Consider the following 12,642-nt stretch of genomic DNA (forward strand, 5'->3'; position numbering starts at 1 on the left):
ATAAAGGGCTTTCAGACTATCGGTTAGTTGAATCAGGGATGCTGGTTTCATGCGAGTTCCTCACTCTGAGGATTTTCCCATTATTATAGGATCAATCATTCTCTGTAATTCTCTAAGTGGGATGACGAAAGCACTGCCTAGCAGTTTGTAGGTTGGAAACGTGATTACCGCTACGCCGTTAATATACACGATCCAATTCTTGATACTACTCCAGATTCACCAGCCCAGGCTCCCTTGGGGCATCTACCTTTTAATGGATGGCAAGTTAGAGGAACACTTCGTAGGGATTTTGATGCTTTTATGCTCAGGTGAGAGCAATGCAAAATATAAACGCTGTCCTATTATTTGTGATTTGAAGGGCGATCGGGTTAAACAAATGGCAAAACTCTATTCTAAAAAACCTCTAGCTGTGTGCCAAAATCTAGCGACGCTTACCTGGTGAATCGGTTCTTCAACACGATAAATAATACGATAGGGTCTAAGAATTAATTGACGGATGTTAACATCATTAAATTCTGGAACTACTCGACCTCGAAAAGGAAACAAACCTAACTCTTTAGTTTTATCGAGTAATTGTTGACCTAATTTTTTCGCTAATTCAGGATTCGTAATTGCGACATAGCGGACGATAGTTTCTAAATCACGAATAGCTTGGGGCGAAAGAATTACTTTGTAGTCCATGATTCCATAATTTTTTCAACCATTTCCACCGGCACACCCTTACCCAAGTCAATTGCTTCAAATCCCTCTTGAATAGCCGCAATAAACCTGACTTGCTCAGCGATCTCTATTAAAGAAATGTCCTCAGGGAGACGTTTAACAAGCTCAATAACTGCTTCTTTATTACTCATGGCTTAAGCCTCTGGAGTCGAATAACAGACATTTTAACATACATACACAAGGTGATCATCCGAATTTTTGAGAAACAATACTAAGGGCGATCACTATCTTGTGATTTATGCTTAGTGCGATGCCGAAGGCACTGCGTAGCAGTACGCTATCGCTTTAGGGTGCGTTCCCTAATGCAAGTCCTACTGTTCCACCAATAGATTTTTGAGAACGCACCATGCACATTGATTGAAGCTGTGAGTCTAAGTGCGATGCCGAAGGCACTGCCTAGCAGTACACTGATCTGGTCGCGTAAGGGGCGGACTATAATGAACGGTGAACCTGATTGGTCAGAAAAAATTGACCAATATTTGTCTGGTGAAACCATTGACCATTAAGTGGATTCTAAGGAGCTAAGGGAATGACCTGGACGGCAAACCAACAAGCGAAAATTATCTGTACAGAGCGAGGACTGACGATCGCTGGCACGCGCATCACCCTCTATGATGTGATCGATCTCTTAAAAGCTGATTATCCTCCTAAACTGATTCGTGACACATTTAACCTCACGAACGCGCAAATTGACGCAGCTTTGTCCTATATTGAGGCAAACCAAGCTCAGGTCGAGGTTGAATATCAAGAGGTTCTTCAAAATAGGGAAGAAATTCGCCAGTACTGGGAAGATCGTAACCGTGAACGCTTTGCTCGAATTGCAGCAATGCCACATAAACCAGGGCAAGAAGCGTTTTGGGCAAAGCTTGAGGAGCAGAGAGCCAGACGTGCCGCACAAAAACAATGACTTTCTTAGTTGACTACAACCTCGACGGTTATGCGCTGATTTTTCTTGGTATATTGGCAAAACGTGGTTGGCTTGAGTTCCAGTCTGTCCAATTTGTTACCTTTAGAGAGGCTGGATTGTCGATGGAAAGTAGCGATCGCCTAGTCTGGTGCTATGCTCAAGAACAGGAGATGATGATTCTTACTGCTAACCGAAATATGAAGGGTGATGATTCCCTTGAGCAGGTGATGCGAGAAGAGAACACAGAGAACTCATTTCCAGTGTTGACGATTGGGAATCTCGAGCGTTTGAGTGAAGCTGAATATCGAGAGCGTTGTGCTGAACGGCTGATCGAAATTGCTGTAGATATTGATAATTACAAGGGGGTTGGTCGGTTATTCATTCCATGATATTGTCGGCTACGCTTGAAAATTAAGGCGATCGCAGTCTTATCGGTGAGATGCACGGCATAACTTAGCCGTTATGCGGCAAGTTTCTGAATAGATCGCAATCGCTGTAGGGTGCGTTCCCTAATGCAGGATTTTGGGGAACGCACCCTGCACATTGATTGAAGTCGTTAGACCGCTTCAATTTTAGGGTAATAGTTGCTAAGGTCTGCTAACTTCACCGTTAAACCCACATAGGGAGAGGTTTTTGAGCGCTAAAAAATTCTTTCCTCTCCATAAAGACGATAAAATCTCTATTTTGGAAGCATAAAAAGGCTTAAGGCAGATTTAAAGGCACATTTAAGCCGTATAAATCGAATATTCCCAGTTTTTTCAGCTAATCAAGCCATTAATGGCTTGATTTCTTTGCATCTAACCCAAACAGTATAATTTTTTCTTCGATGTATTGAAAATGTTTTTTATTTCGTATAAAATACAATCTCAGAGAAAATACCTAGCAATCTCCCATAAATAAACAAAGGAGCCGATGACATCGTGATCCATGAGCCTAGATCCTCAAAACCGAAAACCCTCTTACCCTTTATTTCTCTAGCTACGGCTGCCGTCGTCACAACGGGAATCGGACTAACTTTTAGTCCCCTATCGGCATCGAGTAATCTGCTGGCAGCTCCGCATAAACAGCAAGCTAAACAACAAACCGTGGAAATCACCCTAGTTTCCTACGCGGTGACTCAATCGGCCTACTCAAAAATTATTCCTCTATTCGTCAACAAATGGAAAAGAGAGAAAAAACAGGATGTGGTGATTAAACAGAGTTATGGTGGCTCTGGTTCCCAAACCCGCGCTGTTATCGACGGATTAGATGCAGATGTGGTAAATTTGGCCATCGGTTCCGATGTGGAACGCTTGCAAAAAGCGGGTTTAGTTAACCCCGGTTGGCAGAAAGAACTCCCCAATAACGGCATCGCCACTCGTTCCGTGGTAGCTTTAGTTACTCGTCAGGGCAATCCCAAAGGAATCCGCAACTGGCCAGATCTAGCCAAATCGGGGATTAAAGTAATCACTGCCAACCCGAAAACCTCTGGGGTGGCCCGTTGGAATTTTCTGGCCCTGTGGGGATCGGTAACTCGGACCGGCGGCAATGAAGCACAAGCGACCAATTTCGTCCGCAATGTCTATAAAAATGTTCCTGTACTACCCAAAGATGCCCGGGAGGCCAGCGATGTCTTCTTTAAACAGGATCAGGGGGATGTGCTGCTTAACTACGAAAACGAGGTGATTCTGGCCCGTCAAAAAGGAGAAACCGGTTTTTCCTATACTATTCCTCCGGTCAATGTTTCGATCGATCCGCCCGTGGCCGTAGTGGATAAAATAGTTGATAAACGCAACACCCGGGAAGTAGCGACAGCTTTTGCCCAATTTCTCTTTACTCCCGAAGCACAGAGGGAATTCGCCAAGGTGGGTTTCCGTCCGGTTAATGCTAATGTGGCTAAAGAGTTTAGTAAACAATACCCAAAAGTGCCGAATCTGTTCCCCTCTACGGCGATCGGTAGTTGGGAGGAGATCCAGAAAAAATTCTTTGCTGATGGGGCGATTTTTGACCAAATTCAGCGTTAATTAGTAGTGAGCCATCAGCTGTCAGCTAGATAGCGCTTGCTGAATAAATGTGAAATGTAGGCAAGGTAAGGGTTTTGTGGCTTTTCTTGCGAAACAGGTGCAAGATTTTGAGAGAATCGTCGTTCAAAACCTTGCGTCTTCATCAGCCCGCGTCCTGTAGGGGCGAAGCATTCGGGCAATAACCTATCGGTGAAACCGGAGATTTTCTATCCGAATGCTTCGCCCGTACTTTTTGCCGCAAACCCTAGATAGCAGAGATAGTTGATTGCTGATGGCAAAAAAAAACAAAGCTAATAGTTAGTAACTAAAAAAAAGATGTATCTACTTGACAAAATAAAAAACGGAACCTTGGTATTGATCGGTTACTTATTATCGCCCCTGTGTTGGTGGAACGATCTAATTTTTAATCTGCCGATCGCCTACGGTTTTGGTCGTTTAATTGCTTGCTTACACGCCGATTTTTTTCTACCAGCGGCCATGGTTGGTTATTGGTTATCTAATCTTGTGGGAATTCTGCTAATGCAATTCGGGACGAAAGAATTAATCGGTGGAGAGAAAGAAGAACGCAATTGGCAAAAAGAATTAAGAAATGGATTACTTTCCTCGACAGTTTACACTTTAGTTATTCTGGGCCTAATTCATTTTCAGGTTTTAGAAATGCCCCTGTTATCCTCGATCGCCACTTTTTCCCCGTGATTCCCAAAACTTACTTAAACAATAGCTTAATTTTCTTAGCCATCTTGTTAACATCGCTAACTTTTACGGATTTAGCGATCGCTATTCGCCAGCAGCCGCAAGGATTTGCGTGGGAAAAATCCCTGATGCTATCTATTCATCAAACCGCTAATTTAAACCTAAATTTTTTGGCGATAAAACTAACGGGATTAGGCACTTATTGGGGAGTGGCCCCGATACTGACAATTTTACTGCTGATTTTTGCCCTAAAAAAATACTGGTATGGGTTCGCTTATCTCCTTGTGACCATGGCGGGAGGTTGGGCTATTAGTTATAACCTCAAGATGCTTTTTCGTCGGAATCGCCCGCAATTTTGGCAGTTATTTTATCCCTTACCCCACGATTTTTCCTTCCCTAGCGGCCATGCTTTATTTAGTTCCCTGTTAGTCGTTTCTTTACTGATCCTATCTTGGAGAACGCGCTGGTTTTTAGGGGTAGTTTTACTGGGGATTCCCTTCGTCTTGGTTATTGCTTGGACCCGTCTTTATTTAGGAGTTCACTTTCCTAGTGATATCCTTGCCTCTTGGCTTTTAGCGCTCGCTTGGTCCCTCCTAGTTCATATCTGGTGGCAACAGTTATTAAAGACACCCAAGGCGATCAGGAAATAAGGAGAAATTAATAATTAGGGTTGGCTGAATATCAGTGAAAGCTTTGCTAGAAAATGGTTTAGGGACTTTTGTTTTCAAGAAAAGTGCCAAAGACAAACGTTGATAAATCGATCCGAGGGACTCAAAACCCTTGCACTTTCCGGAGGCGATTGCAAAGGGTTCCGCTTCTCAGTGTGCGAGGTTATTCTGTTATTGGGACTTCCCCTCCTGACTACTGACTCCTGACTCCTAACCCCACCAACAAACTTTTTTAGCAAACCCTAATTAGTTGACCGACTTGCTGCCCAAGAAAAATATCACGTTATACCTAAATTTTTGGAGAAAGCTAATCAAAGCCCTATAGTAATTATCGTTTGATATTCGTCGCTGACACTGAATCATGAAATCAAAACTGCCACGAGGGAAGGGTCTCTCCCTGGGACGGTTTCAAAGCCGTCCCCTTGCTTTTCTCACTTTAGTTCTTCTGTGCATTTTAACCTTTACCTTAGCGCCGTCATCGCCCCTGATGGCCACGTCTAAATCTGAGACTAAGATAGACTTTGTATCGCCGGCGTGGGTAGCACAAAATCTCAACGATCCGAAGTTAAAAATTCTCGATCTGCGGATTAATCCTTTGGAATATATCACCGGTCATTTACCGAAAGCGGTGAATATAGCCGATAATAATTTTCGTGGTCCAAACGGATTTTTACCGGTTCAATATTGGCAAGAGGATAAAATTGGCAGTCTCTTTGCCGCCGCGGGAATCACTAATGGCGATCGAGTGGTAGTATATTCCGATGGTCGCGATGTCTTGGGGGCAACCATGGTCGCCTATTTACTAGAGCGATCGGGTTTCCGAGATGTGGCCGTCTTAGATGGTGGTTTTAAGGGTTATAAGGCTTCTGAACAGAAGGTAACGAAAGAATTCCCTAAATATCAACCAGGGAGCTTTACTGTCCGTGATAATCCCTCGATTCGGGTAACTTTAGCAGAAGTAGAGAAATTGATCGGCAAACCAGATGTGGTTTTTATCGATCCTAGACCGGAAGAACTTTTTCAGGGGAAACAGGATATCTGGCTGAGAAATGGTCATATTCCGGGGGCGAAAAATATACCCTGGCCGACTTTTACGGAAGCGAATAATCCGGATGAATCTCTGAAAAATCCCCATAAATTGAAATCTTTAGACGAAATCAGGAAGATTCTTGCTCAACGCAACATCAAGCCCTCGGATAATATTATTGTCAGTTGCAGCACGGGACGGGAAGCGACTTTACAGTATGTTGTCCTCAAACATCTGCTCGGTTATCCCAAGGTGCGAATTTATGAGGGTTCTTGGACAGAGTACAGCACCACAGAGCTGCCCGTCGCTACTGGGCCAGAAAAAGCGGTCTGAAGTCAAGTTTGTCGGTTTATACTCGTTGTGTTTAACCATCTTGCCCAAGATGGTTTTTTTGTTAGGGTAGGTTCCCGACGACGACTAAGTTATACTAAATCCAGTTATTAAAAACTGATTATTTATTCTCCGTTTTGCCTTTTGCCTCTCCTGATATGTAGCCTATAGTCAACGGATTTAGTATTAGACGGACGCAAAAAAACCTCGGCGCTCATCCCGAGGTGAATTTAGGAGATATGAGCTTATGTTGACGTAAATTAGCTAAGGGCGTTGATCACATAATCGATGTAGGAATTAGCTTCTACAGCAGCATCCCCAGTTAATCCGTGATTGGTTTTGATGTATTTTAAGGCTTCGATATACCAACTAGGAGATAGTTCAAAGGCACTATTAATTTCACTCAAACCAGCGACCAGATATTCATCGATCGGGCCTGTACCGCCTACCACGAGGGCATAGGTGATAATTCGGATATAGTAGCCGATATCGCGAACGCACTTGGATTTCCCTCGCTCATCGTAGGCATAGTTCGGCCCCTGGAGTTGGGTGGTGTAGGGAAATTTTTGATAGACAGCGTTGGCTGCTTCTTGGGCTAAACTGGGGGCCTTTTGGGCGAGGATTTTTACCGCTTCTAGGGTGATGGCGGCCTGACGGAAACGACCGAAGGCCACTTGTAATTCAGCACTGCTGAGAAAACGTCCTTGGGAATCGGCAGTAGCCACCGCTTCGGTTAAAGGTGTTTTGGTCATGGATGGGATTGCTCCTACAAAAGTTTAATCGGATTGAGATAAGAAAGTCACAGCATCAGGAAACTGCCGCCGCCGATCGATCGAAGTAAGAAGCGACTTCTGCTAGTAAAGAACTGCAATCCCCGCGAGTGATACCGTTGGGATCGGCCGCTAGGGCAAGGGAAGCGTCCTTGAGCTTGAGAATTCCGGCCGCAACAGAAGCTCCCGGAACTCCCAGGGCGACGTAGGTTTCCCGGAGACCGTTCAAGGCGCGATCATCGAGGATGCTGGCATCGCCGGTGAAGGTGGCATAGGTAACGTAGCGCAGGATAATTTCCAAATCCCGCAAGCAGGCGGCAGCACGACGGTTTGTATAGGCGTTGCCACCGGGGGCAACTAAAACGGGCTGTTCTGAAAACAAACTACGCGCGGCATCGGTAACGATCGCAGAAGAATTACTGGAAAGACGATTGACCACATCCACGCGTTTATTACCATCTTTGACGAAGGCAATTAGGGCATTGACTTGATTCTCGCTCAGGTATTCCCCCCGGGTATCGGCCTGAGAAACGACTTTGGCAAAGGCATCTAACACCATAGTTTTCATCTCCTATAATGATGATTGGTTTCGGCAAAATATCGAGGTTGATTGCTCTGGCTTTTCTTTATTTTTTCCGATAAAGTATCTAGGAGTTTTTTTCTTGGGACTATACTATCGTCCTTGAAAAAAAATTACTCTCCCTTGGCCAGATTTTTTTGTATATCGAGGAACAATTCTTGTTAATTGAATTTAGCGTTTATTGACGCTCCTAGACACACTTCGTTTTTGCCATGAATTATTTTATAGACCATTTTCTTACTTTTATTTATTAAAAATTGTTTCCTAAAAAACCAGCAAAAAAATAATTTTTTAGGATAAATCTCAGAAAACTTTTCTAAATGTGTAACCCTATACAAAGAAAAAGTATCGCTCTTTTCATCTCTCTAATAATTCCTTTAAGTTGTTTAAACAAATGTGCTTTTATATACTAATAATAATTAACTAAATTAAGAGAAATTTCCCAAGACAATTTTACCGATTGTGCTTCGATATACAAAAAAAGTGGCAAGGCAAAAAAATCGACAGGGATTATCCCCGCCGACGTTGTGATCAGAGGTGCCAACACCAGCATTTTGCAGTGTACTCTGACTTAAAAAGTATTGTAAAACATCTTAAATACATATATAATCAAAAATAGCCAACAAATACAAAGCAAGTGGGATTATGCCGATCGCAAGAGACATCACCCAATTGGTAGGACGGACACCCCTAGTCCAACTGAATCGAATCCCAGTAGCAGAGGGAGTAAAAGCCCGCATCGTCGTCAAACTGGAAAGTATGAACCCCGCCGCCTCGGTTAAGGATCGCATTGGGGTCAGTATGGTGGAGGACGCGGAAGCCGCCGGACTAATTCACCCCGATAAAACAATTCTGGTGGAACCCACTTCCGGTAATACCGGCATCGCCCTGGCCATGGTAGCGGCGGCCAAAGGCTATCGCTTAGTCCTGACTATGCCCGAAACCATGAGTTTAGAACGACGGGCGATGTTAAAAGCCTACGGGGCGCAATTAGAGTTAACCCCGGGTAGCCAAGGCATGAAAGGAGCGATCGCCCGGGCTGAGGAAATAGTCGAAAATACCCCCAACGCCTATAGTTTGCAACAGTTCCGCAACCCGGCCAACCCGAAAATTCACCGGGAAACCACCGCCGAGGAAATCTGGGCCGATACCGACGGCCTGGTAGATATCGTTATTGGTGGCGTGGGAACCGGGGGAACCATTACCGGTATTGCCGAAACCATTAAACCCCGTCGTCCCCAATTTCAAGCGATCGCAGTTGAACCCTCTAATAGTCCCGTCTTATCGGGGGGACAACCGGGGCCGCACAAAATCCAAGGCATCGGCGCTGGTTTTATCCCGGCAATTTTCCGACCGGAATTGATCGATGAGGTGATTATCGTCGATGATACGGACGCTTTCGCCTACGCGCGACGGTTAGCCCGTCAGGAGGGACTACTATCGGGCATCTCGGCCGGGGCGGCTTTATGGGCGGCGATTCAGGTGGGCAAAAGACCCGAAAACGAAGATAAATTAATCGTCATGATTCAGCCTAGTTTCGGGGAACGTTACCTCAGCACGGCCCTGTTTAAAGACCTCGAAGATATCGACTAATAGGAAAATAAATTGATGGAATTTGCAACGAGGGCAATTCATGGGGGGCAAGAACCAGACTCTAGCCATGGTGCGGTAACGGTTCCCATTGATCTCACTTCCACCTATAACACCGGCTTTACTACGATTATCGATCGGGATCGAGAATAGAAACGATTTAAAGCGGGAGATGGAAAGGGCTTTGATTGGTTAGGCGAAGTTTTTATCTCATTTGATGGGTTAAACAATGTTTTTTGACTCGGAAGATTGGCAAACGATTATTTTTCGGCTCAGTATGGCTATGGCCGTCGGCTGTCTGATTGGTTATAACCGACAGCGAGGCGGTCGTCCGGCTGGATTGAGAACTTTTATCATCGTTAGTCTCGGGGCTGCCATGTTCGTGATGATTCCCCTACAAGCGGAAGGAGATGTGGGTTATGCGTCTTCTAATGCTCTCAGTCGCACTATTCAAGGGGTCGCTTCTGGTGTCGGTTTTTTAGGGGCGGGAATCATCCTACAACAATCCCATCGGGAACTAAATAAGGTACAAGTGAAAGGTTTGACTTCGGCGGCGACTATCTGGTTAGCGGCAGGATTAGGCGCGGCTTCTGGTTGCGGTTTATGGCAGATGGTTCTGGTGGGAACTCTATTCTCTCTGTGCACTTTAAGTGGCATTAAACGACTTAAGAAAAATAAATCTTTAGGCAAATATATTAAAGGTCGTAAGAAAATATCTACGATTAATCAAGAAATAAATCCATCGGATAATTCAGCATCTCATTAATAAAAAAAGTGATAAAAATTAATTTTTCTTGAGAGGGCAAAAGCTTTTATTTACTGGCTTTTACCTCGAAAAGATTATGTTTTTTCTGCAATTTATTGGTCAAAAAAATATAATAAATTTTTCATAAAATTTATTATAAACAAATACAAAACAAAAATTTTATGTGATAATATTTAGACAGAGTAACCACTTTTCTAAACAGGAGAAAATTCAACTATGATCAACCGAAATAAGAGCTTTCAAAGCCTCAAAAATCAAGTTTTCCGGCTGCTGATTTTCCTCTTAACTGTCACTTTGCTCCTAGGGGGAAGAGGAAATGCGATCGCCTTGCCGCTACTCCCCGAACAGTTGGCCGTCATCGACCGTGCCACGGCAACGGGTGGCACTGTGGTGGAACCAGTCAAGAAAAAAAATGAGGTTTCTAGCCCAAAAATTCTGGAAGATGCCCAAATTGCCTATGAAAAAGCCATCCAAGCGACAAAATCGGCTATCGATGACCTAAAGGCTCAACTAGCCGCTCCTTCTCTCGACAAGAAGATTATCGAAGCTCAACAGGACAACCTAGAGGACTTAGCGGATAATATTGACGATCTAGGGGAAAAAGTGAGTAAATTTACGAAAAAATTGACCAAATCTGGGGCTAAACTCAGTGAAACCCTGCAAAACAACCTTATTACCCTAGAAAATAGCCTCGTTAATACCTCCGAGACGATCGATATCTTAGCCGACGACACCGAACGACTCAAAGACAATGCTTCCCCTTTCCTGAAAACTCGCGTAGAAAAGACCATCGACGCGGTTAAACAGACTCTACAGGAAAGCGATCGAGCTTGGCAAGAACTGATCTCCTCGGCCACAACGGAACTGGAGAAGACTAGCACCCCGAAATAAATAGGGCTTGCAAGGGCATACAATCGGTCTTTTTTGGGGTAATTATCGTTTTTACCCCAAAATTCTTCAAAAAAACCTTAACTCGTCTAAAAAGCTTCTTTCTCGACGGCCTTGTGCTTTTGACTAGCTAAGTACCTAATCAAAATTAATTATCAATCATGACGCTTACCTATCAACCACCAACCCCCCATCGCTGGCACTTTGATAATCGGGCGATTTTGCCCCTGAGAAACCCTAATTTCTGGAAAATCGAGAGTGGAGTCGTGAAAACCTCCACCTGGTTAGAAGATGGAACCCTGATCGTCTTGGGATTGTGGGGACCTGGCAATTTTGTTGGCAAAACCCTAGAGAGAGTCAATCCCTATCAAGTTGAGTGCATCACTCCAGTACAAGCAGTTTCCTTTTCCACAGTTGAGAGTTATCAAATGGCAGAAATTCTGCTGTCTCATCTTCAGCAAGCACAAGAACTAAGTATTATTCGTAGCTACAAACGTACTGATGTTATGGTTGTGAAATTACTGTCATGGTTAGGCAATCAATTTGGTAAACAAACTGGTACCGGACAATTAATTGATGTGCGTCTAACTCATCAGGATATCGCTGACTTATTAGGAACTACTAGAGTCACAATTACCCGCGCACTTAATCATCTTGAACAACAAGGGGCCGTGGAACGTCTTCCCGTCCATCGTCTTCTTTTACGAGAGGAGGAAATCTGGCACTACGAGATTTAGAATGGGAAGGATTATCTCTTTTTTCAATCTATGAATTGGTTAGTAGCCCTTTTAATTACTAGCGTGACGAGTTTTGTAGCCACAAATCTCGATGATCTGATGGTGCTAATGTTGTTTTTCTCGCGACTTAATGCTAATTTTCGACCTCGACACCTGATTGTTGGTCAATACCTCGGTTTTACCCTGATTCTCCTAGCTAGTTCCCTCGGGTTACTATTTGGGTTACTGGTTTCTAAAGAATGGATTGGTCTATTAGGATTTATCCCTCTAATTATCGGCATTAAACAACTTTTGTCAAGGGAAAATGAGGATTACATTCAAGAAGTAAGAGAAGATGTTAATTATTCTAAAAATCGCTCCTTTGTTCCTCGTTTTCCCTCCCAAACCTATTACATCGCTGCCGTGACCGTGGCTAACGGCGGTGATAATATTGGTATCTATACCTCTCTTTTTGCCAATAATTCCCCGATGCACGTCTTAATTATCATGATAATTTTTTATCTCATGATGGGGATTTGGTGCGCCCTAGCCTATTTTTTGATTACCCATCCCAGGATAGCTAAAGTGGTTACAAACTACGGACATAAAATTAGTCCTTTTATCTATATTATTCTAGGGATTTATATCTTAATTGACAGCAAATCCTATCGTTTATTTTTCATGTATTAACCAAGAATGCCTAAAAATCGTCTTTTAAGTAGGGAGGTAAAATTATTTGTAGGATGGGTTAGCGGTAGCGTAACATGAGCAGGCGTTGGGTTTCATGCTTCAACCCAACCTACGTTCTCTTGAAAAGTTATAAAAGGATTTGTTATGAGAATTAAAAAACAACAGATAGCGGCCGAAGCTTCCTGCAAAAACCGGCGAGTTAATACTATTTTTCAACAAATGGGCATCGCCTATTGATAACCTAAATGCTCAACCAAACGCTTCTTTTCTCCCCAAGGACACCCTTACCATACC

General features: G+C 43.7%; 16 protein-coding genes. 12 read left to right on the top strand and 4 right to left on the bottom strand.

Annotated elements, in window-relative coordinates:
- Positions 1 to 387: 387 nt before the first annotated feature.
- Positions 388 to 681: a type II toxin-antitoxin system RelE/ParE family toxin gene (locus tag H6G48_RS00450; protein ID WP_190717997.1), complete on the bottom strand. Its 294-nt coding sequence runs from the start codon at positions 679 to 681 to the stop codon at positions 388 to 390.
- Positions 666 to 851, bottom strand: coding sequence for a hypothetical protein (locus H6G48_RS00455; RefSeq protein ID WP_190718000.1), 186 nt, complete (start codon positions 849 to 851; stop codon positions 666 to 668). The genes H6G48_RS00450 and H6G48_RS00455 overlap by 16 nt, the downstream gene beginning before the upstream one ends.
- Positions 852 to 1,249: 398 nt before the next feature.
- Here H6G48_RS00455 and H6G48_RS00460 point away from each other — a divergent pair, with 398 nt between their 5' ends.
- The 6 genes from H6G48_RS00460 (at position 1,250) to H6G48_RS00485 (ending at position 6,351) form a co-directional block, all read left to right on the top strand.
- Positions 1,250 to 1,627 carry a DUF433 domain-containing protein gene (locus H6G48_RS00460; protein ID WP_190718003.1) on the top strand — a complete coding sequence of 126 codons (378 nt, stop codon included), beginning with the start codon at positions 1,250 to 1,252 and terminating at the stop codon, positions 1,625 to 1,627.
- A complete protein-coding gene (locus H6G48_RS00465) occupies positions 1,624 to 2,016 on the top strand; it encodes a DUF5615 family PIN-like protein (RefSeq protein WP_190718006.1) in 393 nt (130 codons plus the stop codon). The genes H6G48_RS00460 and H6G48_RS00465 overlap by 4 nt, the downstream gene beginning before the upstream one ends.
- Positions 2,017 to 2,547: 531 nt before the next feature.
- Complete coding sequence (locus H6G48_RS00470) at positions 2,548 to 3,630, top strand: sulfate ABC transporter substrate-binding protein (RefSeq protein ID WP_190718009.1); 1,083 nt, start codon at positions 2,548 to 2,550, stop codon at positions 3,628 to 3,630.
- A 315-nt stretch (positions 3,631 to 3,945) separates the two neighbouring features.
- Entirely contained in the window at positions 3,946 to 4,326 is a 381-nt protein-coding gene (locus H6G48_RS00475) for a DUF7980 family protein (protein WP_002795947.1), read from the top strand.
- Positions 4,323 to 4,973 (top strand): phosphatase PAP2 family protein, encoded by a 651-nt coding sequence (locus H6G48_RS00480; protein WP_190718012.1) that lies wholly within the window; start codon positions 4,323 to 4,325, stop codon positions 4,971 to 4,973. Before H6G48_RS00475 ends, H6G48_RS00480 begins: the two co-directional genes overlap by 4 nt.
- Before the next feature lie 379 nt (positions 4,974 to 5,352).
- Positions 5,353 to 6,351 carry a sulfurtransferase gene (locus tag H6G48_RS00485; protein ID WP_190718014.1) on the top strand — a complete coding sequence of 333 codons (999 nt, stop codon included), beginning with the start codon at positions 5,353 to 5,355 and terminating at the stop codon, positions 6,349 to 6,351.
- Positions 6,352 to 6,608: 257 nt separating this feature from the next.
- Here the strand turns inward: H6G48_RS00485 and cpcA are convergent, their stop codons facing one another.
- Positions 6,609 to 7,100 carry a phycocyanin subunit alpha gene (gene cpcA, locus H6G48_RS00490; RefSeq protein WP_002762687.1) on the bottom strand — a complete coding sequence of 164 codons (492 nt, stop codon included), beginning with the start codon at positions 7,098 to 7,100 and terminating at the stop codon, positions 6,609 to 6,611.
- Between the two features lie 55 nt (positions 7,101 to 7,155).
- Entirely contained in the window at positions 7,156 to 7,674 is a 519-nt protein-coding gene (locus H6G48_RS00495) for a phycocyanin subunit beta (protein WP_190718052.1), read from the bottom strand.
- 669 nt (positions 7,675 to 8,343) lie between these two features.
- Here H6G48_RS00495 and cysK point away from each other — a divergent pair.
- The 6 genes from cysK to H6G48_RS00520 all read left to right on the top strand — a co-directional run bounded on the left by cysK (position 8,344) and on the right by H6G48_RS00520 (position 12,348).
- Positions 8,344 to 9,291, top strand: coding sequence for a cysteine synthase A (gene cysK / locus H6G48_RS00500; protein WP_016516226.1), 948 nt, complete (start codon positions 8,344 to 8,346; stop codon positions 9,289 to 9,291).
- Between the two features lie 15 nt (positions 9,292 to 9,306).
- Positions 9,307 to 9,441, top strand: a complete 135-nt coding sequence (locus H6G48_RS26720) for a hypothetical protein (RefSeq protein WP_277925583.1) — start codon at positions 9,307 to 9,309, stop codon at positions 9,439 to 9,441.
- A 76-nt stretch (positions 9,442 to 9,517) separates the two neighbouring features.
- Positions 9,518 to 10,054, top strand: a complete 537-nt coding sequence (locus H6G48_RS00505; RefSeq protein WP_002762685.1) for an MgtC/SapB family protein — start codon at positions 9,518 to 9,520, stop codon at positions 10,052 to 10,054.
- A gap of 216 nt (positions 10,055 to 10,270) precedes the next feature.
- Positions 10,271 to 10,945, top strand: a complete 675-nt coding sequence (locus H6G48_RS00510) for a hypothetical protein (protein WP_002762684.1) — start codon at positions 10,271 to 10,273, stop codon at positions 10,943 to 10,945.
- A gap of 158 nt (positions 10,946 to 11,103) precedes the next feature.
- Positions 11,104 to 11,679, top strand: coding sequence for a Crp/Fnr family transcriptional regulator (locus H6G48_RS00515; protein ID WP_016516224.1), 576 nt, complete (start codon positions 11,104 to 11,106; stop codon positions 11,677 to 11,679).
- 30 nt (positions 11,680 to 11,709) lie between these two features.
- Complete coding sequence (locus tag H6G48_RS00520; protein WP_016516223.1) at positions 11,710 to 12,348, top strand: cadmium resistance transporter; 639 nt, start codon at positions 11,710 to 11,712, stop codon at positions 12,346 to 12,348.
- Positions 12,349 to 12,642 lie beyond the last annotated feature (294 nt).

The sequence above is a fragment of the Microcystis flos-aquae FACHB-1344 genome (assembly GCF_014698375.1).
GTDB lineage: Bacteria > Cyanobacteriota > Cyanobacteriia > Cyanobacteriales > Microcystaceae > Microcystis > Microcystis aeruginosa.

What these genes read in the sequence shown, in the direction of transcription:
- cpcA (WP_002762687.1), bottom strand. Translation starts at nt 7,100, where the DNA reads ATGACCAAAACACCTTTAACCGAAGCGGTGGCTACTGCCGATTCCCAA.
- H6G48_RS26720 (WP_277925583.1), top strand. Translation starts at nt 9,307, where the DNA reads ATGGAATTTGCAACGAGGGCAATTCATGGGGGGCAAGAACCAGACTCT.
- H6G48_RS00455 (WP_190718000.1), bottom strand. Translation starts at nt 851, where the DNA reads ATGAGTAATAAAGAAGCAGTTATTGAGCTTGTTAAACGTCTCCCTGAG.
- H6G48_RS00510 (WP_002762684.1), top strand. Translation starts at nt 10,271, where the DNA reads ATGATCAACCGAAATAAGAGCTTTCAAAGCCTCAAAAATCAAGTTTTC.
- H6G48_RS00485 (WP_190718014.1), top strand. Translation starts at nt 5,353, where the DNA reads ATGAAATCAAAACTGCCACGAGGGAAGGGTCTCTCCCTGGGACGGTTT.
- H6G48_RS00515 (WP_016516224.1), top strand. Translation starts at nt 11,104, where the DNA reads ATGACGCTTACCTATCAACCACCAACCCCCCATCGCTGGCACTTTGAT.
- H6G48_RS00460 (WP_190718003.1), top strand. Translation starts at nt 1,250, where the DNA reads ATGACCTGGACGGCAAACCAACAAGCGAAAATTATCTGTACAGAGCGA.
- H6G48_RS00465 (WP_190718006.1), top strand. Translation starts at nt 1,624, where the DNA reads ATGACTTTCTTAGTTGACTACAACCTCGACGGTTATGCGCTGATTTTT.
- H6G48_RS00520 (WP_016516223.1), top strand. Translation starts at nt 11,710, where the DNA reads ATGAATTGGTTAGTAGCCCTTTTAATTACTAGCGTGACGAGTTTTGTA.
- H6G48_RS00450 (WP_190717997.1), bottom strand. Translation starts at nt 681, where the DNA reads ATGGACTACAAAGTAATTCTTTCGCCCCAAGCTATTCGTGATTTAGAA.
- H6G48_RS00505 (WP_002762685.1), top strand. Translation starts at nt 9,518, where the DNA reads ATGTTTTTTGACTCGGAAGATTGGCAAACGATTATTTTTCGGCTCAGT.
- cysK (WP_016516226.1), top strand. Translation starts at nt 8,344, where the DNA reads ATGCCGATCGCAAGAGACATCACCCAATTGGTAGGACGGACACCCCTA.
- H6G48_RS00475 (WP_002795947.1), top strand. Translation starts at nt 3,946, where the DNA reads ATGTATCTACTTGACAAAATAAAAAACGGAACCTTGGTATTGATCGGT.